Source organism: Streptomyces sp. TG1A-8 (genome assembly GCF_030499535.1).
GTDB lineage: Bacteria > Actinomycetota > Actinomycetes > Streptomycetales > Streptomycetaceae > Streptomyces.
In genome coordinates, this window is sequence record NZ_JASTLB010000001.1 from 6,623,036 (window position 1) to 6,646,999 (window position 23,964).

The following is a 23,964-nucleotide window of genomic DNA, read 5'->3' on the forward strand; positions in this document are numbered from 1 at the left end:
CCCCGCCCACGGCACCCCGCGCGGACCGCCGGTGGCCGGCCCGGCACGCCCCCGCAGTGTCGTGCCCGCCGGCGGAGCCGCCCGGCGGGTGAACGGTCCCGAGCACGACCCGAACGGCCCTGTCGGGCACCCGGGCGGCCGCTGGAGGCTGGAGTGCGTGTGCCACGGCACCCGCACGAACCCCCACCGCCGTTCCGCGCGGTTCCCGCCAGGAAAGGACCTCGATGTCCGTCAATGCCCAGCAGTCGCCGACCGTGCTCGCGGACGAGGAACTCAAGGCGCTGGACGCCCACTGGCGTGCCGCGAACTACCTGTCCGTCGGTCAGATCTACCTGATGGCGAACCCGTTGCCGGCCGGGCGGTTGCGTCCGGAGCACGTCAAGCCCCGGTTGCTCGGTCACTGGGGTACCTCGCCCGGCCTCAATCTGGTGTACACCCACCTCAACCGCGTCATCAGGGCCCGTGAGCTGAACGCCCTGTGCATCTGGGGTCCCGGGCACGGCGGGCCGGCGGTCCTGGCCAATTCCTGGCTGGAGGGCTCCTACAGCGAGACCTGTCCCGACGTCACCCGGGACACGGCCGGCATGGCCCGTCTCTTCAGGCAGTTCTCGTTTCCCGGCGGGGTGCCCAGCCACGTCGCCCCGCAGACGCCGGGCTCGATCCACGAGGGCGGTGAGCTGGGTTATGCGCTCTCGCACGCCTACGGGGCCGCCTTCGACAACCCCGATCTCGTCGTGGCCTGCGTGATCGGCGACGGCGAGGCGGAGACCGGCCCGCTCGCCGCGTCCTGGCACTCCAACAAGTTCCTCGACCCGGTCCACGACGGCGCGGTCCTGCCGGTCCTGCACCTCAACGGCTACAAGATCGCCAACCCGGCCGTGCTGGCCCGGATCCCCCGAGCCGAACTCGACGACCTGCTGCGCGGCTACGGGCACGACCCCCTCCACGTCACCGGCGAGGACCCCGCAGTGGTCCACCGGGCGATGGCGCGGGCCATGGACACCGCCTTGGACCGCATCGCCGCGTTCCAGCGCGCCGCCCGCCAGGACGGCGTCACCGGCCGTCCCCGCTGGCCGGTGATCGTGCTGCGCACCCCCAAGGGCTGGACCGGCCCCGCCGAGGTGGACGGACTGCCCGTGGAGGGCACCTGGCGCGCCCACCAGGTACCGCTGGCCGCGGTCCGGGACAACCCCGAGCACCTGCGGCAACTGGAAACCTGGCTGCGCTCCTACCGCCCCGAGGAACTGTTCGACGAGCACGGCCGGCCCCGGCCCCGGGTTCTGGCCTGCATCCCGCAGGGAACCCGTCGGCTCGGCGCCACACCGCACGCCAACGGCGGGTTGCTGCTGCGGGAGCTGCCCCTGCCGCCCCTGGAGAAACACGCCGTCCAGGTCGACACGCCGGGCGTGAGCCTGCACGAGCCGACCCGTGTCCTGGGCGGCCTGCTCGAAGACGTCATGCGGGCCACCGCCGACCGGCGCGACTTCCGTCTCGTCGGCCCCGACGAGACCGCCTCCAACCGCCTGGAGGCCGTCTACGACGCCAGCGGCAAGGCCTGGCAGGCCCACACCCTCGACGTGGACGAACACCTCGACCCGCACGGCCGGGTGATGGAGATCCTCTCCGAGCACACCTGCCAGGGCTGGCTGGAGGGCTACCTCCTCACCGGCCGGCACGGGCTGTTCTCCTGCTACGAGGCGTTCGCCCACATCGTCGACTCCATGGTCAACCAGCACGTCAAATGGCTGCGCACCACCCGCCGCCTGCCCTGGCGCGCACCCGTCGCCTCCCTCACCTACCTGCTGACCTCACACGTGTGGCGCCAGGACCACAACGGCTTCTCCCACCAGGACCCCGGCTTCGTCGACCACATCCTCAACAAGAGCCCCGAAGTCGTCCGCGTCTACTTCCCGCCCGACGCCAACACCCTGCTGTCCGTGGCCGGCCACGCGCTGCGCAGCCGCGACCACGTCAACGTCGTCGTCGCGGGCAAGCAGCCCTGCTTCGACTGGCTGACCATGCAACAGGCCAGGGCGCACTGCGCGCGCGGTGCCGGCATCTGGGACTGGGCCGGCACCGAGGACGGCACCGCGGAACCCGACGTCGTACTGGCCTGCGCGGGCGACGTCCCCACCCAGGAGACCCTGGCCGCCGCCCAGCTGCTGCGCCGCCACCTGCCGGACCTGGCCGTGCGCGTGGTCAACGTCGTCGACATCGCCCGGCTGCTGCCGCAGGAGGAGCACCCGCACGGCATGACGGACGCGCAGTACGGCGCCCTGTTCACCCCCGACAAGCCGGTGGTCTTCGCCTACCACGGCTACCCCTGGCTCATCCACCGCCTCGCCTACCGCCGCGACGGCCACCACAACCTGCACGTGCGCGGCTACAAGGAGATCGGCACCACGACCACCCCGTTCGACATGGTGGTCGGCAACGACCTGGACCGCTACCGCCTGGTCATGGACGTCATCGACCGCGTCCCCGGCCTCGCGGTGCGCGCCGCGACCGTACGCCAGCACATGCAGGACACCCGGCTGCGCCACCACGAATGGATCCGCGAACACGGCACCGACCTGCCCGAAGTCACCGACTGGACCTGGGAAGGCTGAACGGGCTCCGCCCACGGGGACGCCCGGCCCCGAGCGCCGCGCGGGCTCCCCGCCGGCGGCTTCCGGCACCATGTCACGGACGACCGGGCCGTCTCGTCCCGGGTTCGCGAACGGCTTTTCCGGATCGGGAGGGTGATGGTCATGCGAGTGTGCGTGGCGGGCGGGGCCGGGGGTCCGGGGCGGTGGCCGGTACCGCCGTCCGGGGCCCGTGGCCGGCGGACGAGGGCCACGGCGGCGGGCGCGGCCACGCGGGCGCTGCCGGAGCAGCGGCACGACGGGGGCGCCGGGAGCGACGGGCCCCCCGGGGAGGGGCGGGCGTGACCCCGGCCGAGGAGTTCGAGGAGCTGCGGCCACTGCTGTTCTCCATCGCCTACCGGATCCTCAGCAGCGTGAGCGAGGCCGAGGACGCCGTCCAGGAGACCTGGCTGCGCTATGCGGCCGCCCCGGCGCCGCCCAGGTCGGCCAGGGCCTTCCTCTCGGCCGTGGTGACCCGGATCTCCATCGACGTGCTGCGGTCGGCGCGCCACCGGCGGGAGCAGTACGTCGGGCCGTGGTTCCCCGAGCCGCTGCTCACCGACCCCTACGAGGATCCGGAGCGTTCGGCGGAGCTGGCCGACTCGCTGTCGATGGCGGCCCTGTTGCTGCTGGAACGGCTCAGCCCGCTCGAACGGGCGGTGTTCGTGCTGCGTGAGGTGTTCGGGTTCGGCTTCCCCGAGGTCGCCTCCGCCGTGGGACGCTCGGAGGCGGCCTGCCGCCAGCTCGCGGTGCGGGCACGCCGCCACATGGAAGCCGGCCGGCCCCGGTTCGAGGCGGACCGCGGGGAGCGCGAGGAACTCGCCGAGCGCTTCTTCGAGGCCTTCAGGGAGGGCGACGTCGACGGACTGCGTGGACTCCTGGCCGCCGACGTGCACCTGATCGGCGACGGCGGCGGCAAGGCCCCGCAGTGGAGCAAGGGCATCCTCGGCGCCCGGAACGTGGCCCGGGTCCTCGCCGCGTTCCTCCCGCCGTTCGTCCGGATCGGCGGCGTGGCCGAGCCCCAGGAGGTCAACGGCCGTCCCGGTGCGGTCCTGCGCGACCGCGACGGCAAGGTCCTCAACGCCTGGACGCTCGACATCCTCGACGGACGGATCCAGACGATCCGCACCGTGCTCAACCCGGACAAGCTCCGCCACGTGGGCCCGGTGGCGGACCCCTGGGCGGTCGCCCGCGAGGTGAACCGGGCACGGCGCTCCGCGCCCTGACCGCAACGGGCCGACCACCTGCGCACCCCGGTTGCCGGCTCACCGGCACGGGCGGCCACGGCTCCCGGCGTCCCCGGGCCGGGCGGCCGGGCGCGCCGGGAGCCACGGGCCTGCCGTCCGCTGCCGGCGCAGGCGGCGAGGTGCCGCCGGTGAGGGGAGCGGGCGGCGACGCGGACGGCGGACGCCCACGGGAGGGCTCAGGCGGCCGCCGGGCCCCGCCGCACCCCGCCGGATCCGTCGCGGTGGATCGGTGTCCCGGAACCGGTCAGTGGCGTGCCCGTTCCCCCGCGGCCCGCCGCGACGATCTCGGCCGCGATGGACAGGGCGGTCTCCTCGGGCGTCCGGGCACCGAGGTCGAGCCCGATCGGCGACCTGAGCCGGGCCAGCTCCCGGTCGGTCAGGCCCGCTTCGCGCAACCGCCGGTCGCGGTCCTCGTGGGTGCGGCGCGAGCCCATCGCGCCGACGAACGCGACCGGCATCCGCAGCGCCACGGTCAGCAGGGGCACGTCGAACTTGGCGTCGTGGGTGAGGACGCACAGGACCGTGCGGCCGTCCGTCGCGGTGCGCCGCAGGTAGCGGTGCGGCCAGTCGACCACGACGTCGTCGGCCTCGGGGAAGCGGGCCCGGGTGGCGAAGACGGGCCGGGCGTCGCACACGGTGACGTGGTAGCCCAGGAACTTGCCCACCCGCACCAGCGCCGCGGCGAAGTCGATCGCCCCGAAGACGATCATGCGGGGCGGCGGCACCCGCGACTCGACGAGCAGCGTGACGCCGCCCGGGCAGCGCGACCCGTCCTCCGAGAGGTCCACGGTCCCGGTCCGCCCGCCCTCCAGCATGGCCCGGGCCTCGGCCGCGACGGTGCGCCGCAGGTCCGCCCGGTCGCCCAGACCGCCCAGGTACGAGCCGTCGGGGCGGACGAGCAACGCCTCGCCGACGAGGTCGGACGGACCCCGGACGACCCGGGCGACGGCCATCGGCTCGTCCCGGACGGCGGCCGACAGCGCCGCCCGGAGCACCTCCCCGGCGGGCGCCGCCGCACTGACCGGCGTGATCAGGATGTCGAGCACCCCTCCGCAGGTCAGCCCCACCGCGAAGGCGTCCTCGTCGCTGTAGCCGAAGCGTTCCAGAACGCTCGCGCCGTCCCGGAGCGCCTGTACGCACAGCTCGTACACCGCTCCCTCGACACAGCCGCCGGACACCGAGCCGATGACCGTGCCCCCGCTGTCGACGGCGAGGGCGGCGCCGGGACCGCGCGGTGCGCTGCCGCCGACCGCCACCACGGTGGCGACGGCGAAGTCCCGGCCCTCCTCGGCCCAGCGGTGCAGCTCCTCGGCGATGTCAAGCACGGGGTGCTCCCGCCTCCGGCGCGCCCTGGGCGTCCGCGGCGGCCAGGACGCGGTCGGGACGGATCGGCAGGTGTCGGTGGCGGACACCGGTGGCGTGCCAGACGGCGTTCGCGACGGCCGCCGCGGCGCCCACGACGCCGATCTCGCCGATGCCCTTGATCCCCACCGGGTCCTCCGGATCGGGGTCGTCCACCCAGTCCGCCTCGACCAGCGGCACATCGGCGTGCGTGGCGACGTGATAACCGGCGAGGTCGGCGCCGACGTGCCCGCCCGAGGCCCGGTCCCGGACCGCTTCCTCGTGCAGGGCCATGGAGATGCCCCAGATCATGCCGCCCACGAACTGGTTGCGCGCGGTGAGGGGGTTGACGATCCGTCCCGCCGCGAAGACGCCCAGCATGCGCCGCACCCGCACCTCGCCGGTGGTGACGTCCACGGCGACCTCGGCGAACTGCGCGCCGAAGGAGTGCCGTTCCTTCTGCGTGAGCGCGCCGACGGCCGCGGTGGTGTCCGACCGCACGGTGATGCCCTCCGGCGGGATGTCCGCCCCCATCGCGAGCCGTTCGCGCAGTTCACCGGCGGCGGCCAGCACGGCCCAGGACCAGGAGCGGGTGCCCATCGAACCGCCCGCGATCATCGCCGGGCCGAAGTCGCTGTCCCCGATGCGCACCCGGACGCGCTCCGGTGCCACCTCCAGCGCGTCGGCCGCCACCAGCGTGAGCGCGGTGCGGGCGCCGGTGCCGATGTCCGCCGCGGCGATCCGCACGGTGAAGGTGCCGTCCGCCTCGGCGGTCACGACCGCCGTGGAGGGTGCGGCCCCCGCGCCGAAGGAGGCCGCCGCCGTGCCGGTGCCGAGCAGCCAGCGCCCGTCACGGCGCACCCCGGGACGCGGGTCCCGGGCGGCCCAGCCGAACCGGCGGGCGCCCTCCTCGAAGCAGGCGCGCAGGTTGCGGCCGGCGAACGGCAGTCCGGAGACGGGGCCCCTGGCGGGTTCGTTGCGCAGGCGCAGTTCGATCGGGTCGATCCCGCACCGCTCGGCCAGCTCGTCCAGCGCCGCCTCCAGCGCGAACGAACCCGGTGCCTCGCCCGGCGCGCGCATCCAGGTCGGCGTCGGTACGTCGAGCCGTGCGACGCGGTTGGCGGTGTGGTGGGCGTCGGCGTCGTACATCACCCGGGCCACCCCGGCGCTCGGCTCGACGAACTCGTGCACCGTGGAGGTCTGGTTCAGCGAGTGGTGTTCCAGTGCGCGCAGCCGCCCGTCGGGGTCGGCGCCGAGCCGGATCCGCTGGATGGTGGGGCTGCGGTAGCCGGCCAGCGAGAACATCTGACGCCGGGTCAGGACGACGCGCACCGGGCGCTGGAGGACGGTCGCCGCCATCACGGCGGCCACCTGGTGCGCGCGGACGCCCTTGCTGCCGAAGCCGCCGCCGACGTGCTCGGAGCGCACCCGAACCGAGGCCGGGTCGAGCGAGAACAGCTTCGCCAGCTCGCCCACGACCCAGGTGGCGCCCTGGTTGGAGTCGACGACCTCCAGTCGGCCGCCCTCCCAGCGGGCCGTGGCCGCGTGGGGCTCCATCGGGTTGTGGTACTCCTCCGGCGTGGTGTACTCGACGTCCAGGACGTGCGCGGAGGCGGCGAGTTCGGCCTCCAGGTCGCCCTTCCCCGTCACCGCCGGCATGTGCCCGTCCACGGGGTGGACGTCCGGGTGCCCCGCGGTGAGGTCGACGTCGTGCGGCTCCTGTTCGTAGTGCACGACGAGGGACTCGGCGGCCTCCCTGGCCTGTTCGGACGTCTCGGCGACGACGAGCGCCACCGGCCAGCCCAGGCTCGGCACCCGGTCGTGCTGGAACACGGCGCAGGTCGGGTCCGGCGGGACCCCCAGGATGCCGATGTAGTCGGTGTCCACGCGGGGCGCGTTGCGGTGGTGCAGAACGGTGAGCACGCCCGGCATCGCCAGGACCGGCGCGTCCTGCACCGACCGGATGCGGCCGCGGGCGACGGTGGACAGCACCAGCCAGCCGTGGGCCAGCTCGGCGAACGGGATCTCGCCCGCATAGCGGGCCGCCCCGGTGACCTTGTCCAGGCCCTCCACGCGGGTGTGGGCCGTCCCGACGGATCCCCCGGCGGTCGTGGCCGGCGTCGTGGCCGTGGTCATCGGGCGGCCTCCTCGGCGAGTTCGGTCAGCACGGCCACCACGAGGTTGCGCATCAAAGTCACCTTGTATCGGTTGTGCGGCAGCGGCCGGGCCGCCGCGAGTTCGGCGTCGGCCGCGACGGCGAAGGCCTCGGCGGTGGCCGGGGCGCCGGTCAGCGCGCGTTCGGCCGTCCGGGCCCGCCAGGGCCGGGAGGCGACCGCGCCGAAGGCCAGGCGCACCTCGTGCACGGTGCCGTCGCGGACCTCCAGCGCGGCGGCGACGGATCCGATGGCGAACGCGTAGGAGGCGCGTTCGCGCACCTTCCGGTAGCGCGAGCGGGCGGCGACCGCGGCGGCCGGCAGGGTGACGCCGGTGACGAGCGCTCCGGGAGGCAGGGCCGTCTCCCGGTGCGGGGTGTCGCCCACGGGCAGGTAGAAGTCGCTGAGCGGCAGCTCACCGGGGCCGTCCGCCGTTTCGTACGACACGACGGCGTCGAAGGCGGCCAGCGCGACCCCCATGTCCGAGGGGTGCACGGCCACGCAGTGGTCGGACGCGCCCAGGACGGCGTGGGTGCGGTGCTCGCCCGCGATGGCGGGACAGCCGCTGCCCGGAGCGCGCTTGTTGCACGGCCTGGTCACGTCGGTGAAGTAGCCGCAGCGGGTGCGCTGCAGCAGGTTCCCCCGACCGTGGCCATGTTGCGCAGCTGTCCGGAGGCACCCGCGAGCACCGCCTGGGCCAGCGCCGGGTAGGCGCGGCGGACGTCGGGATGCGCCGCCAGGTCGCTGTTGGTGACGGTGGCGCCGATCCGTAGGCCGCCGCCCGCGACCGGTTCGATCCGGTCCAGCGGGAGGCGGCGGATGTCGACGAGCCGGGCGGGCCGCTCGACACCGGTCTTCATCAGGTCCAGGAGGTTGGTGCCGCCGCCCAGGAAGCGTGCGGCCGGGTCGTCGCCGAGCAGGGCGACCGCGCCGGTGACGTCGGAGGCGCGCTGGTAGTCGAACTCCCTCATGCCGTCCCCTCCACGGAGTCCCGGGCCACGGAGTCCCGGGCCGTCGTTTCCGCCCCGGCCGCGCGGGCGACCGCCTGGACGATGGACACGTACGCGCTGCAGCGGCACAGGTTGCCGCTCATCCGCTCCCGGATCTCCTCGGCGGTCAGCGGTGGCGGCCCGGCCTCGGGCCGCAGGTCGTCGGTGGCGGCACTGGGCCAGCCCGCCGCGTGCTCCTCGAGCACCGCCACGGCCGAACAGATCTGGCCGGGCGTGCAGTAGCCGCACTGGTACCCGTCGAGGTCGAGGAAGGCCTGCTGCACCGGATGCAGCCGTCCGTCCTCGGCGAGGCCCTCGACGGTGGTGATCTCGTGTTCCTCCGCGGCCACCGCGAGCTGCAGGCAGGCGAGGGTCCGGCGCCCGTCGAGCAGGACCGTGCAGGCGCCGCACTGCCCCTGGTCGCAGCCCTTCTTCGTGCCGGTCAGATCGAGCCGCTCGCGCAGGGCGTCGAGCAGGGTGGTGCGGTGGTCGACGGACAGCGGGTACTTCTCGCCGTTGACGTGCAGGGTCACGGCGCTGGACGTCGATGGGGCCATGGGTCAGCTTCTTTCGCATATCCGGAACGCGTCGGACGACGGCCCGGCGGACAGACGAACAAGGGCTCGTGGGGAAGGCGTGATACGGAGCAGTGGTGGGGAGGAACCGGGGGGCCGCCGGTGACGAGGGGACCTGCGGCCCCGTCGGCGGCGTCCGCCGCTATGGTGGAGGCAACCGGACAACTGTCCATCTGCTGAAAACGTAATGGACAGTTGTCCGGTTAGCAAGGCCGGGATTCGGCCATGGCCCGCGAGGAGGACGAGTGCAGCAGAAGAAGGGCACGTCCTTGCGCTCGGACGCGCAGCGCAACCGGGAACGCATCCTGGAAGTGGCGGTGGCCGAACTGACCCGCTGCGCGGACGCGCCGCTGAGCCTGATCGCCAAGAAGGCGTGCGTCGGACAGGGCACCTTCTACCGTAACTTCCCCAGCCGCGAGGCGCTCGTCCTGGAGATCTACCGCCACGAGATGCAGCAGGTCGCCGACAGCGCCACCGAGCTCCTCGACAGCCGGGAACCGGAGCGGGCGCTGCGCGAGTGGATGGACCACCTCGCCCGGTTCGCCATGACCAAGGCCGGTCTCGCGGACGCCATCCGCCAGGCCACCACCGGACCGGGAACCCCGGCGAAGCCGGGCGACACCCCCGTGACCTCAGCGGCCGAAGCCCTCCTGCGCGCGAACGAGGAGGCCGGGACCATCCGCCCGGGGGTGAGCGCGGAGGACTTCCTGCTCGCCATCGCGGGCCTGTGGCAGCTCGATCCGCACGGCGACTGGCAGCCGCTGGCCACCCGCCTGCTGGACCTCGTCATGGACGGCCTGCGCGCCGGGGCGTCCGGGCGAGGGAGCCGCACGCGCAGCCGTCCGGAACCGGACGGCTTCCCGGCCGCCGGAGCCTGAGCCACGACAGGGCCGGCCGGGCCGAAAGCCCCGGCCGGCCGGCGCCTCGGCCCGTCGCCGGCCGCCGGTCGCCGCCGCAGGGACGGGTGACGATCTCCGTGCCGTGGCCCGCGGGATCAGTGAGCCGTGCGCCCCGGCCGCCGTGGTGGTTGGCCTGACCCGGCCGGTGACCGGCACGCGATGCCGTGCCCGTGGGTCCGGGGGAGGGGGGCCGCTGCGGTCCTCGCGGCGACCGCGCCGGCGCCCCTTCCCGGAGCGGTGCCCGGCGGACGGCCCCGCCGCCCGGCCACCCGCCGGGCGGATCGGCGGATGGCCCCCGGACCCCGGCTACGGGCGGATGACGGCGCGGACGCAGCCGTCCGTCTTGTGCTTGAACAGGTCGTACGCCTTCGGCGCCTCGTCCAGGGTGACGGAGTGGGTGGCCAGGTGCGCGGTCTCCAGCTCACCGGCGGCCATGCGCTCCAGGAGCATCGGGATGTAGCGCTGACCGTGCATCTGCGCGCCGCGCACGGTCAGGCCCTTGTTGACCACCGCGCCGAGCGGGAACTTGTCGACGGCGCCCGCGAAGACGCCCAGGATGAAGACGGTGCCGGCCTTGCGGCAGGCGTGGATGGCCTGGCGCACCGCGGTGGGGCGGTCGGTCTGCAGCCGGAGCTGCTGCTTGACCTGGTCGTACAGGTGCATCGGGCCGTCGCCGTGCGCCTCCATGCCGACCGCCTCGATGCACACGTCGGGGCCGCGCCCGCCGGTGCGCTCGCGCAGTTCGGCGGCCACGTCGGTGCCGGTGTAGTCGATGGTCTCGGAGCCGACGTACCGCTCCGTCATCGCCAGCCGCTCGGGGATGCGGTCGATGGAGATGACGCGCTCGGCGCCGAGCAGGATCGCCGCCCTGGCGGCCATCTGGCCGACGGCGCCGCAGCCCCACACCGCCACCACGTCGCCGGGCTTCACGCCGGCCAGGTCGGCGCCCATCCACCCGGTGGGCACCGAGTCGGAGACGAACAGCGCGCTCGTGTCGTCGATGCCCTCGGGCACGGGGAAGGCACCGTAGTCGGCGAAGGGCACGCGGACGTACTCGGCGTGGCTGCCGCGCAGGCCGCCCATGGCGTGCGAGTACCCGAAGATGCCCCCGGTCTCGTAGCCGAACAGGGCCTGCCCGAAACCCGGGTTGGTATTGGTGTTGTCGCACAGGGACCACAGGTCGTTGGCGCAGTACCAGCACCGCCCGCAGCCCACGAAGGAGCAGACGACGACCCGGTCGCCCACTTTGTGCCGGCGCACGCCGGAGCCCACTTCCACGACCTCGCCGAGGAACTCGTGGCCGATGACGTCACCCGCGCGCATCGCCGGGATGTAGCCGCCGATCAGGTGCAGGTCGGAGCCGCAGGTGGTACCCGCGACGAGCCGGACGACCATGTCCTGGTCGTTGTGCAGCTCGGGGTCGGGGACGTTCTCGACGGAGAGCTTGTTCACGCCCTCCCAGCACAGCGCCTTCACAGCACCCCCTCCCCACCGGAGCGCCGGCTGAGCACCCCGACCAGTTTGCCGCCCGGAGTGGGCCGGGTCGTCGGCGGCGTGTCCGGGTGCAGCACCTCACCGGCCTCCAGCAGCGCCTTGGCCTCGCGCAGCGCGAGGCGGATCTCCTGACGCGGATCCCGGCCCGCGAGTCGCGCGGGCACGGCCGTCGCCGCCCGCGACGGCGGCTCCTTGGGCCGGACCGCCAGCTCCGTCCCGCGGTCCCCCGGGGCCGGGCGGACCCGGACGTCGACCTCGCCGGTGAACCGGTCCAGGGGCGGGGGCAGCGCCCCGTCGGGCTGCACGTCCGTGGGTGAGCGATTGATGGTGACCGTGAGCCATCGGTTGTCCGGCCGCCCGCCGGCGGCGCGGCCCGCCCGGGCCCTGCGCACCGCCACGACGCCGGCGCCGAGGACCGGCAGGGCCCACCACGTCCGCTTCATGAGTCGCCTCCGGCGTAGTACTCGAGTCCGTCCCGCGCCGGGTTACCCGGGGCGTCCGCGTGAAACGGACGGCGCAGGGAGGAAAGGCCTGCTCGTGGGGCCGGGCGTGGAGCGGTGGGGCCCGGCGGCCCCGCATGGCGGCGCCGCCGCGGGGCACTCGGGCGCCGTGGCGAGGAAACAGCGGTACGCGGTGGCGGCGTCCGGCCGGTGGTGGGACGAGGAGGACGGCCGCTGGCTGCCCGCCGGCGAAGTGCACGCCTGGGAACGGGGGACGAACCAGACGGTGTGCGGCCTGTCCCTCCACCGTTCCCGGCTGGGCCGGTTCGCCGCCTTCGAGTGGGCCGACATCCTGCCCGAGTCCGGCGGCGCCGCCGATGCCGTCCGGCGGGTGTGCCCGCGCTGCGGCTCCGTCGCGGGGCCGCGTGGCGCGGGAGCGCGCCGGAGCTGGCAGCGAACCAACCCCCGGCCGTGAGGAGCGGGCCCTTCCGGCCCGGCCCCCGCGGTGGTCCCGCCGAGCGGGCCGCCGGCCCGTCCCGGACGGCGTCAGGGCCGCCCCGCCCGGCACGGCGGGCGCCGCGAACACGGGTGAGCCCCGGTCGGCGGGGCACCCGGGCGGGGAGCCGCCGCTCCGGGCGGTTCGGAGACCACGACACCTGTGGAGGTGCCCGCTTGTCGAACGGCGGACCCGTTGCGGGCCGGGACGGCCTGCGCGCCGACCTGCGCGCTCTCGCGCGCGAGACGTTCGGCTGGGCGGACCTGGCCCCCGAGCAGCTGGCCGCGATGGAGGCGCTGTGCGACGGCCGGGACGTGCTCGTGGTGATGCCCACCGGCTCGGGCAAGTCGGCGATCTACCAGGTGCCGACGATGAGGCTGAGCGGTCCGGCCGTCGTCGTCTCCCCGCTGATCGCCCTGCAGCGCGACCAGGTCGAGGGGCTGCGCGACAGCGCCGCCCCCGCCGCCGCGGCGGTGAACTCCGCCCAGTCGGCGTCGGCCGTCGACGAGGCCTGGCGGTCCGTTCGCGAAGGGGAGGCGGAATACCTCTTCCTGTCCCCGGAGCAACTCGCCAAGGACGGCGTGGTGGACCGGCTGGGGCGGCTGGCGCCCTCCCTGTTCGTCGTGGACGAGGCGCACTGCGTCTCGTCCTGGGGGCACGACTTCCGCCCCGACTACCTGCGCCTCGGCGAGGTCGCCGAGCGGCTCGGGCACCCGCCCGTGCTGGCGCTGACCGCGACCGCCGCGGCGCCGGTCCGGGAGGACATCGTCGGGCACCTGCGCATGCGCGACCCGCTGGTGATGTCCACCGGCTTCGACCGGCCGGACATCCACCTCGCGGCGCGCACCTTCACCGACGACGGCGACAAGCGCGCGGCCGTACTGGACTGGACGTCCGGCACCGACGGCCAGGGCATCCTCTACACCGCCACCCGCAAGGACTCCGTCGCCTACGCGCAGGCGCTGCGCGACGGGTCGGTGGACGCCGAGCCGTACCACGCCGGGATGTCCGCGGCGGAGCGCCGCCGGGTGCACGACGGCTTCATGGCGGGCAGTCCCCGCGTGGTGGTGGCCACCTCCGCCTTCGGCATGGGGATCGACAAGCCCGACGTGCGGTTCGTGGCGCACGCGTCGGTGCCGGACTCGCTCGACACCTACTACCAGGGGATCGGCCGGGCCGGCCGGGACGGTGAAGGGGCCCGGGCCCTGCTGTTCTACCGCGCCCAGGACCTCGGACTGCAGAGGTTCCTGACCGCCAGGTCACTGGACACCGAGGGCCTGGAGCGCGTGATGTCGTGCCTGCACGACCAGGACGGCCCGGTCAGCCGCCGTGCGCTGGCCGAGCGGTGCGGCCTGTCCCGCCAGAAGACCACCGACCTGGTGAACCTGTTGGAGGAAGCCGGCGCCGTCACCGTCGGGCGCGGGCGCCGTCCGGTCCGGGTCCGGCCCGGCCGCACCCCGGCCGAGGCCGTGCGGCAGGCGGCGGAGGTCTTCGACCGGCAGCGCCGCATGGACCGTTCGCGCATCGAGATGATGCGCGGGTACGCGGAGACGCTCTCCTGCCGCCGGCAGTACCTGCTCGGCTACTTCGGCGAACAACTGGACGAGCCGTGCGGCCGGTGCGACGCCTGCGACGCCGGGCCGGACGAGCGGGAGCCGGGGACGGCCGCCGAGGAGCGCGACTGCCCGTACACCTCCAACGAGCGGGTGCGGCACGCCGAGTGGGGGCCCGGCACGGTGATGCGCGGCGAGGGCGACCGGATCGTCGTCCTGTTCGAACAGGTCGGCTACAAGACGCTGTCCCTCCGGGCCGTCGAGGAGCACGACCTCCTCCGGGCCGACCCGGGCTGAACCCCGGGGCCGGTGCCTCCCGCCGTGCGCCCCCGCGGGCACAGCGGCAGGCTGGAGGCATGGCCGGCGAGCACCTCATCGTCATCTACCCGCCCGCCGACGACGGCGGACGACGGGTGCGCGTGCACGCCCGCTTCCTCGGAATGGCGTACGGACTGCTGGACGTCACCGAGTTCCTGCGCCTCGCCGGAATGGACGGCGTGGACGAGGACTGGGTGCGGCGGTCCGGGCTGATCGAGTGGCGCGGCGGAGGCCCGGAGGCCTGGCGGGCCTGAGTGCCCGCTGGGCGGAGAGGGCAGGATTCGAACCTGCGCGGGCCGCGTGGGCCCGACCTCGAGACACGCTCGCCGGTCCCCGATCAACCACTCCGGGCACCTCTCCCTGTTCCCGGCTCCGGGTTTCCCCGCCGTTCACGTGCACAACCATGGCGGACGGGGCTGACGGCGGGCTGACACGCCGGTGACGCCGGGACGGAAGCAGCAGCACCGCTCGGGGGAGTCCCCCCTCGGGCCCGGCCCAGCGGCCCGCGTCACCGGTCGGGCAGGACGGTGAAGTCCTCCCAGGAGAAACCGGGTGCGACCACGCACGTCACGTCGGCGGGGCGATCGCCGACGCACCGCGCCGTCTGCCAGTGCCCGGCCGGCACGGCGGCCCACGGCCGGTGCCCGAGCCGCGGGTCGGGGCCCAGGGTGACGGCGGGCGCCGACGGCTCGCCGCCGGGCCCGGTGGCCAGGCGGAGGACGACCGGTCCGCCGCCCTGCCACAGCCACAGTTCCTCCGACGCCACGCGGTGCCACCGAGACTCCTCGCCCGGCGCCAGCACGTACTGGATCGCGGTCGCTGCGGGCCGGGCTTCGCGGGCGCTCTCCACCCGCTCCGAAGCGGTCCACACCCGCCGGTACGCCCCGCCCTCCGGATGCGGCTGCAAGCCGTTCCCGCCGGCCGGCTCGCCCCCGTCCCGCCCGGGCCCTCCGTCACCCGTCATCCCGCTCTCCCTCCGGACAGCCGTACCGCGCCGGTCCGGCACCGCGCGACGGCCGCCCCCAGCATGATCGGGCACGGGCGGCGCTCCCGGGGGGACGAATGCCCCGGACACCCGCCGGGGCGTCGCGGGAGGGGGTCACGCGCCGGCCGGCGAGGGCGTGCGGATGGCGGCGATGTCGAACTGGAGCCGCACCTTCTCGCTCACCATGGCGCCGCCCTCCGCCAGGCGTGAGTTGTACGTCAGGCCCCATTCGGAGCGGTTGATGGTGGTGGTGCCGTCGAAACCGACCCTCTCGTAGCCGAACGGGTCGGTGACGTGCCCTATGTAGGTGAGTTCCAGGACGACGGGGCGGGTGACGTCCTTGATGGTGAGGTCGCCGGTCATGCGGTAGACGTCGGCGGCCGCGAGTTGCACGGCGGTGCTGGCGAATCGCATGTGGGGATGGTTCGCGGCGTCCAGGAAGTCACGGCCGACCACGTGGGCGTCGCGCTGCTCCACACCGGTGTCGACGCTGGAGGTGGCCATGATGATCTCGGCCTGGGAACGGGCGGGATCGCGGCCGTCGAAGTACAGCCGGCTCTGGTACTCGGTGAAGGCCCCGCGCACCGTGGTCACCATGGCGTGCCGGACGGAGAAGCCGATCCGGCTGTGGGCGGGGTCGATCTGCCACTCGCCGGTCAGGGCCGCCAGGGCGGGGTCCGGCAGGCCCGCCGGGGCGGAAGCGGCCGCTCCGGCGGAGGGGTGCGGGGCGACGGCGGAGGCCGAACGGCGTGGGGAGGCGCCGCGGCTGAACAAATTCATGATTGACCTGTTTACTGCACGGGAGTTGACGCCGCAAGCCGCGGTCCGGATTTCCCCTTGCAATTCCGAACCGGTGAGCCAATAAGCCGCCATTCGTGTGGCCTGCGGTTACACAACCCCCACATTACCGCCACTGGATCGCCAGAGGCCGCGGTTCGCGGTCCGTGCCGCATGGAATGCCGCTCCCTCCCGGGGCGGGCAATGGGCGGAAAGAGCTGCGCGAAGGGATGAGGAATTCCGGTGGAGCGGTGCGATGGGCCGGGTTCCGCCGTCCGGGCGGCGGAACCCGGCCTCGCCCGGACGGATCAGGCCGTGTGCAGTGTCAGCCCGTAACGGCCGAGGATCTCGTTGATCGGCTGGAACCAGGTCTCCCCGCCGCTGCTGCAGTTGCCCCAGCCGCCGGAGGTGACCCCCTGCGCCTGGTCGCCGCTGATGAACGAGCCGCCCGAGTCGCCGGGTTCGGCGCAGACGTTGGTCCTGGTCAGCTGGTGCACCGCTCCCTGGCTGTAGTTGACCGTCTCGTCGGTGGCGAGCACCGTGCCGCAGTGCCAGTGGGTGGTGGAGCCGGAGCGGCAGATCGAGGCGCCGACCGGTGCCACGGCGGAGCCTCGTACGAGCTGGTCCGGCACCGTGCCCCAGCCCAGGACGACCGGCACGGTCCACCAACCGCTGCCGACGCTGACCCAGGCGTAGTCGTTGTCGGGGAACGAGGAACCCTGGAAGGTGCCGATGTAGGACCCGTCCCAGCCGTTGACCCCGGCGCCCGGCTGCGCGCAGTGCCCGGCGGTGACGAAGCCGCCGTACACCGAGAAGCCGATGGAGCAGCGGACGTTGCCGGTGTAGTAGGGGTCGCCCCCAACCGTGCCGGCGGCGAAGGTCCGCGGAGCGGCCTCGGCGTTGCGCACGGTGACCGGACCGGCCTCGCGGGCGCGGGCGACGAACCGCTGGACATCGTTGTCGGCGCGCTCGGCCTTGACGACGTTCAGCACCACCGTGTTGGCGGCCGGGTCGACGTGCCAGCTGCTGACGCCGGCCGGAGCGCGCAGGCGGTCGATGCGGGCCTTGGCCGCGTCGAGCTGCCGCTCGCTGTGCTCGACGGTGCGCACGGCGGCGCCGGTGGCCCGGACGGCCTTGAGGGTCGCGGCGGAGGCGTCCTTGGTGACGGCCACGGTCAGGCGCCCGCTCGTGGCGTCGAACCACGAGCCGCCGTAGGAGGAGCCGGCGGCCCGGCGTGCCTTCGGCGCCAGCGCGGTGGCGCTGTGTTCGGCGCTCAGCCGGGCTTCGGCCTGGGCCTTCGTGAGGCCGAAGTCGCGCTGCATGGCCTGGAGCAGGCCGGCCGAGGCGGGCGCGGGCGAGCCGGAGGCGGGGGAGGAGGCGTGCGCCGAGGCCGGAAGGGATCCCGCCCCGGCCCAACTGCCGAGGACGAGCAGCGCGGTGAGGCCTGCATGCCTGAGTCTGTTGCGTCTCATGGGGAGTTGTCCTTCGTCGTTCCAGTGAAGTGGAGGTGGAACAACCACGGTGTGAGAGCGCTCTCACGGGTCGTGCGGAGCTTAGCGGCGTCCGGTCAATCAGGTCCATGCCAAGTATGAAAAGTAGGGTTGTCCCCATAAAGAAGGCCGGTGTGGGGAGCATGCCCACGCCGGTGAGCCCGCCGGCCGCTCGACGGCCTCCAGCCGGGCCCGGTTGACCGCGATGCCGGTGTCGAAGCGGTCCGGCATGAACGTCGGGCGGTGGGTGGTGATCTCCCGCCCCTTGCGGACCGCGCCCGACGGCCAGCCCGGGGCCAGCGGGCTCCGCGCCAGCACACCCGGCCCGTACCGCTCGGTCACGGGCGGGACGTGGGCCTCGTCCCGGGTGGTGCGTCCGGCCCTGCCGAAGTCCATCGCGCCGAGCGCGAGCGAGCCGACCTGTACACCGGTGCGGCCCAGGGTGCGGTACTGCACGGCCGTGTTCCTCATCGCGGGACCGCGCCGACCGCACCGACCGCCGCACCGCTCCCGGGGCGCGCGGCCGGGGCCGGCCGCGCGCCCGGTCCCCCCGGGCGGGGCGATCCGCGCACGGCGGACCTCCCGGACGCGGTGGGCACGCCCCTTCCACCGGTGATCACCGGCAGGACGCGCGGCGCGCCCTCGGCGACCGCGGCCGGCCACGGCTGGATCCGTTCCGCGTCCGTGCCGTGGCGGTACGCGCCGGAAGCCGGACACGCCTGACCCCGGTGCGCCCCGCCCCGTCGTGTGACTCCGCCGGCCAGGGGTACCCCGCACTGAGCACGGGGAGGTACGGCGCACACCGCCGCGGACGGCGGGAGGTGCCCGGCCCAGGCGAGAGGCGGTGACCCGATGCCCGGTACGACGGACGACGCGGTCGATCTCCACTTCATCGGCAACGCGACCGTTCTGCTGCGTTACGGGCCGCTGACGCTGCTCACCGATCCGAACTTCCTGCACCGCGGCCAGTTCGCCCACCTCGGCTACGGGCTGGCCAGCCGGCGCCTGACCGAGCCGGCCGTCGACCCCCGGGAACTGCCCCGGCTGGACGGCGTCGTCCTGTCGCACCTGCACGGCGACCACTGGGACCGGCGGGCCCGCCGCCACCTGGACCACACGGTCCCGGTGGTGACGACACCGCACGCCGCGCGCCGCCTCAGGGTGTTCCAGGGCTTCCCCCGGACGGCGGGTCTGCGCACCTGGGAGGGGTTCAGCCTGCGGCGCGGCGGGGCGCAGGTCACCGTCACCGCGCTGCCCGGCCGGCACGCCGGCCACCCGGTGCTGCGCGGTCTCCTGCCGCCCGTGATGGGCAGCATGCTGGAGTTCGGCCCGGTCGGGCGGCCGCCCCGGCTGCGGCTGTACGTCTCGGGCGACACGCTCCTGTACGACGGTCTCGACGAGATCGCCGAACGCTTCCCCGCGGCCGACCTGGCCGTGCTGCACCTGGGCGGCACCCGGCTCCCCGGCGGATTCGTGGTCACCATGGACGGCGCGCAGGGGGCGGAACTCGCCCGGCGCCTCGATCCCCGTACCGTCCTGCCGGTGCACTACCACGACTACACGGTGATGCGCTCGCCGCTGTCCGCCTTCCTGGCCGAGGCCGGGAGGCTGGGACTCGGCGACCGGATCGTCCACTGCGGTCACGGCGGACGTGTCCGCCTGTCGGCCGCCCCCGGAGCGGTCCCCGTGGTCCTGTGACCCGGACCCGCACCGGCCGTGGCTCGTGCACGTGGCGGGCGCGGCGCCGCCGGACGGGCGGGCGCGGGCGTGGTCCCGGACCGCCGAGGCAGGAGAATGCCCCTGTCCCACCCGTTCGCCCAGTCGCAGGAGAGCAGAACGCATGACGACGCACGAACCGCCGCCCGGCCCCCCGGTGGCGCTCGGTACCTGGCCGACGCCGGTGGAACCGCTGCCCCGGCTGGCCGCCGCGCTCGGCCTCGGCGAAGCGGACCTGGTCGTCAAGCGTGACGACCTGACCGGCCTGGGCGGTGGCGGGAACAAGGTGCGCAAGCTGGAGTGGACGGTGGGCGCGGCCCTGGCGGAGGGCGCCGACACACTGGTGACCACCGGGGCACCGCAGAGCAACCACGCCCGGCTGACCGCAGCCGCCGCCGCACGGCTCGGCCTGCGCTGCACCCTCGTACTGCCCGGGGCAGCCGATTCCCCGCCCTCGGGCAACCTGCTGCTCGACGGCCTGCTCGGAGCCCGTCTCGTCTGGTCCGGCGCCCGGGGACGGGGGGAACTCGACGCCGCCGCCTCCGACGTGTGCACCCGTCTGCGGGAACGGGGGGCCAGGCCCGCGCTGATTCCGTTCGGCGGGTCCAGCGCGCTGGGGGCCCGCGGCTACGTCCGCTGCGGTGAGGAGTTGCGCCGGCAGGTCCCGGACCTGGACACCGTGGTCGTCGCCCTGGGATCGGGCGGGACGATGGCCGGTCTGGTCGCCGCGCTGGGGGCCGAACGCGTCCTCGGTGTGGACACCGGCGCACTGGACGACCCCGTCGCGGCCGTGCGGGCGTTCACCCCCGCCCTCGCCGGCGGAGGGGCCACCCGCGCTCCTCTGCGCGTCCGCCGGGACCAGGTCGGCGCCGGGTACGGCACGTTGACCGGACCCGTGAAAGCCGCGCTGACGCTGGCGGCCCGTACGGAAGGCGTCGTCCTGGACCCGACCTACACCGGACGGGCCATGGCCGGGCTGATCGCCGCGGCGCGCGATGGCTCCCTGCGGCCCGGCCGCAGGACCGTCTTCCTCCACACCGGAGGGCTTCCCGGCCTGTTCGGCCACAAGGAGGCGGCCGCCTGGGCGGGGACCGGAGTCTTCCCCGACCGGCCGTAGGGGCCGCCGGACCGGGTGACCGCGGGGCGTGGGGGAGCGGGGTGTGGGGGAGGGGGGCGCCCGCCGCACGCGGGCGGATGCGCACCGCTCCCTCTGCGCGCGGCGGGCGCACCGCGCGGGTGACGCCCGTCAGACGCGTACCGCGCGTCGGGCGGCCCGCACGATCAGGGCGGTGATCCCCGCGACCGCCGCGGCGCCGGAGAGGACCAGGGCGATCCGGCGGGCGGCGGGACCGGTGCCCGGGGCGAGGTCGCGCAGGCGGTCGAAGAGGCTGAGGGGCACGCCGCGCAGGGCGTTGCCCGGCGGACGGCGGGGCACGCCCGGGTGGGGACGGGTGGGAGCGGTCGCGCGCACGGCCTCCCAGGCCGCACCGATCCGCCGCAGCTGACGGTCGCTGAGGGCTTCCCGCATGCGGGGCAGGACTTCGTCCTCCTCGTCGCGGATGTCCTGGCGGATGAGCGAGAACGCCTCCTCGATCCACGCGGCGCGGCGGGGATCGTCGGGGTGCTTCTCGACCTCGGCGATCAGGTCGTTGATCGCCTGGTGCTCGTCCTCGACCCGGCCGGTGAGGTCCTCGCCGTCGGGGGCGAGGCGGCGCACGATCGGCCACAGGACGGTCTCCTCGGCGAAGGCGTGGCTGAACACCAGTTGCACGATGTCCTGCCACAGCTCCTCCCGCTCGCCGTCCTGGACGCCGGCGGCGGGATAGCGGTTCATCATCGCGTCCAGCCGCGCGTGGTCGCGGCGCTGGCGCAACAGGATGCTGCCGGCGCCTCCGAGCACGTCGGCGTCCCGGCGGGCGATCGAGGTCGTCACGATTCCACCTCCTCCGCGGAGGTGCCCCCGGCGTCGTCCCCGGTGTCGTCCTCGTCGTCGGGGGCGTCGGCGGTGGTTCCGGGCTGCGCGCCCTCCTCCTCGGGGTGGACGTCCTTCTCGCCGGTGACCTGCTCCAGCGGATGGGACAGTTCGTTCTCCTGCGGGTTGCTCATGTCGACTCCTTGCACGGCTGTGCGGCACCGGGTTCCCAGGATGGGGGACCCAAGACGCCAATCGTCCCTTTTGTCGCACCGGACCTTTCGCCGTGCACCGGACCTTTCGCCGTGCACGGGACGAATGCCGGGTCCCCGGGGACGTCACCCCCTCCTCGTGGGGACTCCTCGCGTCGAGCGGGCCGTCGGTGCGGCGGAGTCGTTCGCGGTCCGGCCCGCAGCTCCGTGTGGCGGGGGAGCGGTCACCCCATGGGGTAGAGTCCGCGCCCGAACGGCAGCATCGTAGGCGCGCCAACGGAGTGTCCGGTCGAGGGCCGGGTACGCGCACGACCGAGAAACGCCGGACACCGGCGAACACGACGAAAGATCCCCACATGGTCATCCCGCTTAGGAATCAGGCGGCAGATGAGCAGGGCACGGAGAAACACACCGCGTTGCGCTACGGCGCGGTGTGGGATTCCGGCGCGGCCCGTGCCGCGGACGCACGCCAGGCCCTGCGCGCCTTTCTCGCCTACGCCCCGCGAACCGGTCGCGATCCCCTGCCGGGCCCCCTGGCCCTGGACGCCGAGCTCGCCGTCAGCGAGCTGGTCACCAACGCCGTCCGGCACGCCCCGGGCCCCTGCGGGATGACCCTGAGGCTGTCCGGTGAGGAACTGGCCATCACCGTGTGGGACACCTCCGCCGAGGAGCCGGTGGCGAGGGGCGCCGACCCGCGCCGCGTCGGCGGTCACGGGCTGCACCTGGTGCACGCGGTCAGCGACAGGGTCGTCGTCGCACCCCACCCCACGGGGAAGCAGGTCACCGCCCATCTGCGTCTGGCGCCGGGCCACCGCCCGGGCGCCCCGGCCGAGCCGTTCTCCCGGTCCCCCGCACCGCGGATCGCGGCGGGCAGCGTGGCCCCGTGACCCGGGGCGCCCGGTGCGGGGACCACCGCTCCCGAAGCGACCGCCGTCCCCGCGGGTCCGGTGACGGGCGTGCCACGGATGTCCGGAAACGGCAACACCCACCCCGGGCCGTACATCCCCCCGGGTCGTCGGCCGGTCTGCTCCGGTGACCGATGCGCCGTGGACACCGTCCCGCGGCCGCACGACGACAGGAAACGGGGTCATCATGTTCCGTACCACCCGTACCAGCCGCGCGACCAGTGCCCCCCGCTCGTCCCGCCGCCTGACGCTCGCCGCCGCAGGAGCGGCCGCGGCCTTCGGCCTCTCCCTGGCCGTGGCCGCTCCCGCCACCGCCGCGGACACCGCCGACCGGTACACCGCCGACGAGATCCACACCTACCTGGAGGACTTCTACGGCGAGCACGGACCCGACGCGTTCGCCCGCAAGTACGGCGTCTCCTCCTACCTGAAGGAGAGGATGGCCGACAACGACACGGGCTACGACCTGCTGGTCTGTGCGCAGAACGACCCGCTGTCCATCGACGTCGGCCCCGTCGTCACGGCCCAGTCCGCCGGCGTCGGCTGGGCCACCGTGACGACCCACTGGGGCAGCACCGGCGAGGACACGGCGACGTTCACCGCGTACGTCATGCTCGACGCCACCCGGCCCATCCTGCTGCAGGACGTCGACTGCGGTTTCGGCGGCTGACCGGGACCCGCAGGGACACGCCGCCGCAGGCCGGTGCGGGGGAGGGGGAACCGCGTGACTCCCTTCGTACCGCGCGTGGCGCATCAGTCCGCCGGCCCCGGGTAGCCGGTCGCCCAGCACCGCTCACCACCACTTCGGAGACGTCATGGAGCAGAAGGACCCGGACCGGCCGGTCAATCGTTACTGCAAGGCCTGCGGGACACCCGCCGGTGACGCCGTGGTGTGCCGGCGCTGCGGGAGCGTCCTGACCCTGCCCGACGATGCGGGACTGGTGGAGGACGAGGGCGCCGCCGTACGGCGGGACTTCGAGGGGCGTGGCGAGTAGCGGGCGCGGACCGTGCCCCCGGTGACCGGCGGGGGTGCCGCCCGGCCCGGGAACCACCCGGCTCGGCAGGGTGAAGGTGCCGGTCATGACGGGCGCGCACCGGGGTAGACGCGCCGCATGACCCACCAGACCGATCACTCCCTGGCACCGAGGGCCGTGCAGCAGTTGCGCCGGGTCCGCGCCTTCTACCTGGCAGCCGCTCTCCTGTGGGCGGTGTCGGCCTTCTGGGAGGGATGGTGGCATCCCGGTGGCCGGCAGATGTGGGTGTCCGTGGCCTTCCTGGTGATCTTCACCGCCCTGCTGGCCATGACCTCCTTCTGGCTGCGGGGCCGGCCGGTCGCCACCCCCCGGCCGGGCGGAGTCCGCCCGGCCGACTACGCCGCCTAGTAGCACCGCGACGGTGCTTGTGCCGGGGCCGGCCGGTTCGGGGACCGCGCCCGCGTCGCCTGCGGCGACCGATGCGGGCCCGGTACTGCCGGCGTCGCCGGTGCGACCAGTGCAGGACGTGGTCGACGGGTGCGGGCCGGCGGTCGGTGTGCCGGGTGGTCAGCCGTCCGATCCCGGCCGGGTGGTGGGGGATGAGCGGGAAGGATCCGTTTCCGCCTTCCCGCCGTCCGGCCGGCGAGCGTGCCGTCCGGCCGGCGCCTGGCCGTTCCTGCACCGGAGCGCAGCGATCAGCCCCCGCACGCAGGCCGGCGCCGACCCACGCGGCTCCGTCCGGTTGCACCGGCGCGCCCACCGCTCGCGCACCGCGTCCGGTCCACGCGTCCACGCGCTGGCATCCGCGAGGCCCCCGCCGACAACCGCCCCCGGTCCGTCCAGGTCGCCCAGGACGTGATCAGC

At 74.5% G+C, this 23,964-nt stretch carries 22 protein-coding genes and 3 pseudogenes; 12 read left to right on the forward strand and 13 right to left on the reverse strand.

The annotated features are described in order from the left end of the window. Positions 1–224 precede the first annotated feature (224 nt). Complete coding sequence (locus QQY24_RS29370; RefSeq protein ID WP_301975732.1) at positions 225–2,609, forward strand: phosphoketolase; 2,385 nt, start codon at positions 225–227, stop codon at positions 2,607–2,609. 317 nt (positions 2,610–2,926) lie between these two features. Continuing rightward, a complete protein-coding gene (locus QQY24_RS29375; RefSeq protein ID WP_301975733.1) occupies positions 2,927–3,850 on the forward strand; it encodes an RNA polymerase sigma-70 factor in 924 nt (307 codons plus the stop codon). Positions 3,851–4,047: 197 nt separating this feature from the next. Here the strand turns inward: QQY24_RS29375 and QQY24_RS29380 are convergent, their stop codons facing one another. The 4 genes and pseudogenes from QQY24_RS29380 to QQY24_RS29395 all read right to left on the reverse strand — a co-directional run bounded on the left by QQY24_RS29380 (position 4,048) and on the right by QQY24_RS29395 (position 8,911). Then, on the reverse strand, positions 4,048–5,196 hold the full coding sequence (locus QQY24_RS29380) for an XdhC/CoxI family protein (RefSeq protein WP_301975734.1): 1,149 nt from the start codon (positions 5,194–5,196) through the stop codon (positions 4,048–4,050). Further along, a complete protein-coding gene (locus tag QQY24_RS29385) occupies positions 5,189–7,348 on the reverse strand; it encodes a xanthine dehydrogenase family protein molybdopterin-binding subunit (RefSeq protein ID WP_301975735.1) in 2,160 nt (719 codons plus the stop codon). Before QQY24_RS29385 ends, QQY24_RS29380 begins: the two co-directional genes overlap by 8 nt. Continuing rightward, positions 7,345–8,336, reverse strand: a pseudogene (locus QQY24_RS29390) (xanthine dehydrogenase family protein subunit M). The gene QQY24_RS29385 and the pseudogene QQY24_RS29390 overlap by 4 nt, the downstream one beginning before the upstream one ends. Further along, positions 8,333–8,911, reverse strand: coding sequence for a (2Fe-2S)-binding protein (locus QQY24_RS29395; RefSeq protein ID WP_301975736.1), 579 nt, complete (start codon positions 8,909–8,911; stop codon positions 8,333–8,335). The pseudogene QQY24_RS29390 and the gene QQY24_RS29395 overlap by 4 nt, the downstream one beginning before the upstream one ends. Positions 8,912–9,174: 263 nt before the next feature. On the opposite strand from QQY24_RS29395, the gene QQY24_RS29400 reads away from it, so the two are divergent. Beyond that, positions 9,175–9,807, forward strand: coding sequence for a TetR/AcrR family transcriptional regulator (locus tag QQY24_RS29400; protein ID WP_301975737.1), 633 nt, complete (start codon positions 9,175–9,177; stop codon positions 9,805–9,807). Positions 9,808–10,134: 327 nt separating this feature from the next. Here QQY24_RS29400 and QQY24_RS29405 read toward each other — a convergent pair whose 3' ends face one another. Together QQY24_RS29405 and QQY24_RS29410 are read right to left on the reverse strand one after the other, a co-directional pair. Beyond that, the gene (locus tag QQY24_RS29405; RefSeq protein WP_301975738.1) at positions 10,135–11,304 is read right to left on the reverse strand and encodes a zinc-dependent alcohol dehydrogenase; all 1,170 of its coding nucleotides are present in this window, start codon (positions 11,302–11,304) and stop codon (positions 10,135–10,137) included. Continuing rightward, positions 11,301–11,765, reverse strand: a complete 465-nt coding sequence (locus QQY24_RS29410) for a hypothetical protein (protein WP_301975739.1) — start codon at positions 11,763–11,765, stop codon at positions 11,301–11,303. Before QQY24_RS29410 ends, QQY24_RS29405 begins: the two co-directional genes overlap by 4 nt. Before the next feature lie 166 nt (positions 11,766–11,931). Here QQY24_RS29410 and QQY24_RS29415 point away from each other — a divergent pair, with 166 nt between their 5' ends. The 3 genes from QQY24_RS29415 to QQY24_RS29425 all read left to right on the forward strand — a co-directional run bounded on the left by QQY24_RS29415 (position 11,932) and on the right by QQY24_RS29425 (position 14,383). Beyond that, complete coding sequence (locus tag QQY24_RS29415) at positions 11,932–12,237, forward strand: hypothetical protein (RefSeq protein ID WP_301975740.1); 306 nt, start codon at positions 11,932–11,934, stop codon at positions 12,235–12,237. A gap of 197 nt (positions 12,238–12,434) precedes the next feature. After that, positions 12,435–14,108 carry a RecQ family ATP-dependent DNA helicase gene (locus QQY24_RS29420; protein WP_301975741.1) on the forward strand — a complete coding sequence of 558 codons (1,674 nt, stop codon included), beginning with the start codon at positions 12,435–12,437 and terminating at the stop codon, positions 14,106–14,108. A 59-nt stretch (positions 14,109–14,167) separates the two neighbouring features. Then, positions 14,168–14,383 carry a hypothetical protein gene (locus QQY24_RS29425; RefSeq protein WP_301975742.1) on the forward strand — a complete coding sequence of 72 codons (216 nt, stop codon included), beginning with the start codon at positions 14,168–14,170 and terminating at the stop codon, positions 14,381–14,383. A gap of 12 nt (positions 14,384–14,395) precedes the next feature. Here the strand turns inward: QQY24_RS29425 and QQY24_RS29430 are convergent. From QQY24_RS29430 to QQY24_RS29450, 5 genes and pseudogenes are all read right to left on the reverse strand, one after another. Next, positions 14,396–14,489: pseudogene (locus QQY24_RS29430) on the reverse strand. A gap of 148 nt (positions 14,490–14,637) precedes the next feature. Then, the gene (locus QQY24_RS29435; protein WP_301975743.1) at positions 14,638–15,093 is read right to left on the reverse strand and encodes a cupin domain-containing protein; all 456 of its coding nucleotides are present in this window, start codon (positions 15,091–15,093) and stop codon (positions 14,638–14,640) included. 135 nt (positions 15,094–15,228) lie between these two features. Next, complete coding sequence (locus tag QQY24_RS29440) at positions 15,229–15,894, reverse strand: YceI family protein (protein ID WP_301975744.1); 666 nt, start codon at positions 15,892–15,894, stop codon at positions 15,229–15,231. A gap of 305 nt (positions 15,895–16,199) precedes the next feature. Beyond that, positions 16,200–17,363, reverse strand: a complete 1,164-nt coding sequence (locus QQY24_RS29445) for a S1 family peptidase (RefSeq protein WP_301975745.1) — start codon at positions 17,361–17,363, stop codon at positions 16,200–16,202. Positions 17,364–17,543: 180 nt separating this feature from the next. Then, a pseudogene (locus QQY24_RS29450) lies at positions 17,544–17,741 on the reverse strand (aldo/keto reductase); the annotation flags it as partial. A gap of 492 nt (positions 17,742–18,233) precedes the next feature. On the opposite strand from QQY24_RS29450, the gene QQY24_RS29455 reads away from it, so the two are divergent. Next, on the forward strand, positions 18,234–19,079 hold the full coding sequence (locus QQY24_RS29455) for an MBL fold metallo-hydrolase (RefSeq protein ID WP_301975746.1): 846 nt from the start codon (positions 18,234–18,236) through the stop codon (positions 19,077–19,079). 142 nt (positions 19,080–19,221) lie between these two features. Beyond that, complete coding sequence (locus QQY24_RS29460; RefSeq protein ID WP_301975747.1) at positions 19,222–20,214, forward strand: pyridoxal-phosphate dependent enzyme; 993 nt, start codon at positions 19,222–19,224, stop codon at positions 20,212–20,214. Between the two features lie 129 nt (positions 20,215–20,343). Here the strand turns inward: QQY24_RS29460 and QQY24_RS29465 are convergent, their stop codons facing one another. Both QQY24_RS29465 and QQY24_RS29470 read right to left on the reverse strand, forming a co-directional pair. Continuing rightward, positions 20,344–21,030, reverse strand: coding sequence for a hemerythrin domain-containing protein (locus tag QQY24_RS29465; protein ID WP_301975748.1), 687 nt, complete (start codon positions 21,028–21,030; stop codon positions 20,344–20,346). Continuing rightward, positions 21,027–21,203 carry a hypothetical protein gene (locus QQY24_RS29470; RefSeq protein ID WP_301975749.1) on the reverse strand — a complete coding sequence of 59 codons (177 nt, stop codon included), beginning with the start codon at positions 21,201–21,203 and terminating at the stop codon, positions 21,027–21,029. Before QQY24_RS29470 ends, QQY24_RS29465 begins: the two co-directional genes overlap by 4 nt. Before the next feature lie 374 nt (positions 21,204–21,577). Between QQY24_RS29470 and QQY24_RS29475 the strand changes: the two genes are divergently transcribed. The 4 genes from QQY24_RS29475 to QQY24_RS29490 all read left to right on the forward strand — a co-directional run bounded on the left by QQY24_RS29475 (position 21,578) and on the right by QQY24_RS29490 (position 23,508). Continuing rightward, positions 21,578–22,108: an ATP-binding protein gene (locus QQY24_RS29475; RefSeq protein ID WP_301975750.1), complete on the forward strand. Its 531-nt coding sequence runs from the start codon at positions 21,578–21,580 to the stop codon at positions 22,106–22,108. 205 nt (positions 22,109–22,313) lie between these two features. After that, complete coding sequence (locus QQY24_RS29480; protein WP_301975751.1) at positions 22,314–22,796, forward strand: hypothetical protein; 483 nt, start codon at positions 22,314–22,316, stop codon at positions 22,794–22,796. A 145-nt stretch (positions 22,797–22,941) separates the two neighbouring features. Further along, complete coding sequence (locus QQY24_RS29485) at positions 22,942–23,121, forward strand: hypothetical protein (protein WP_301975752.1); 180 nt, start codon at positions 22,942–22,944, stop codon at positions 23,119–23,121. Positions 23,122–23,238: 117 nt separating this feature from the next. After that, on the forward strand, positions 23,239–23,508 hold the full coding sequence (locus QQY24_RS29490) for a hypothetical protein (RefSeq protein ID WP_301975753.1): 270 nt from the start codon (positions 23,239–23,241) through the stop codon (positions 23,506–23,508). The last annotated feature ends 456 nt before the right edge of the window (positions 23,509–23,964 follow it).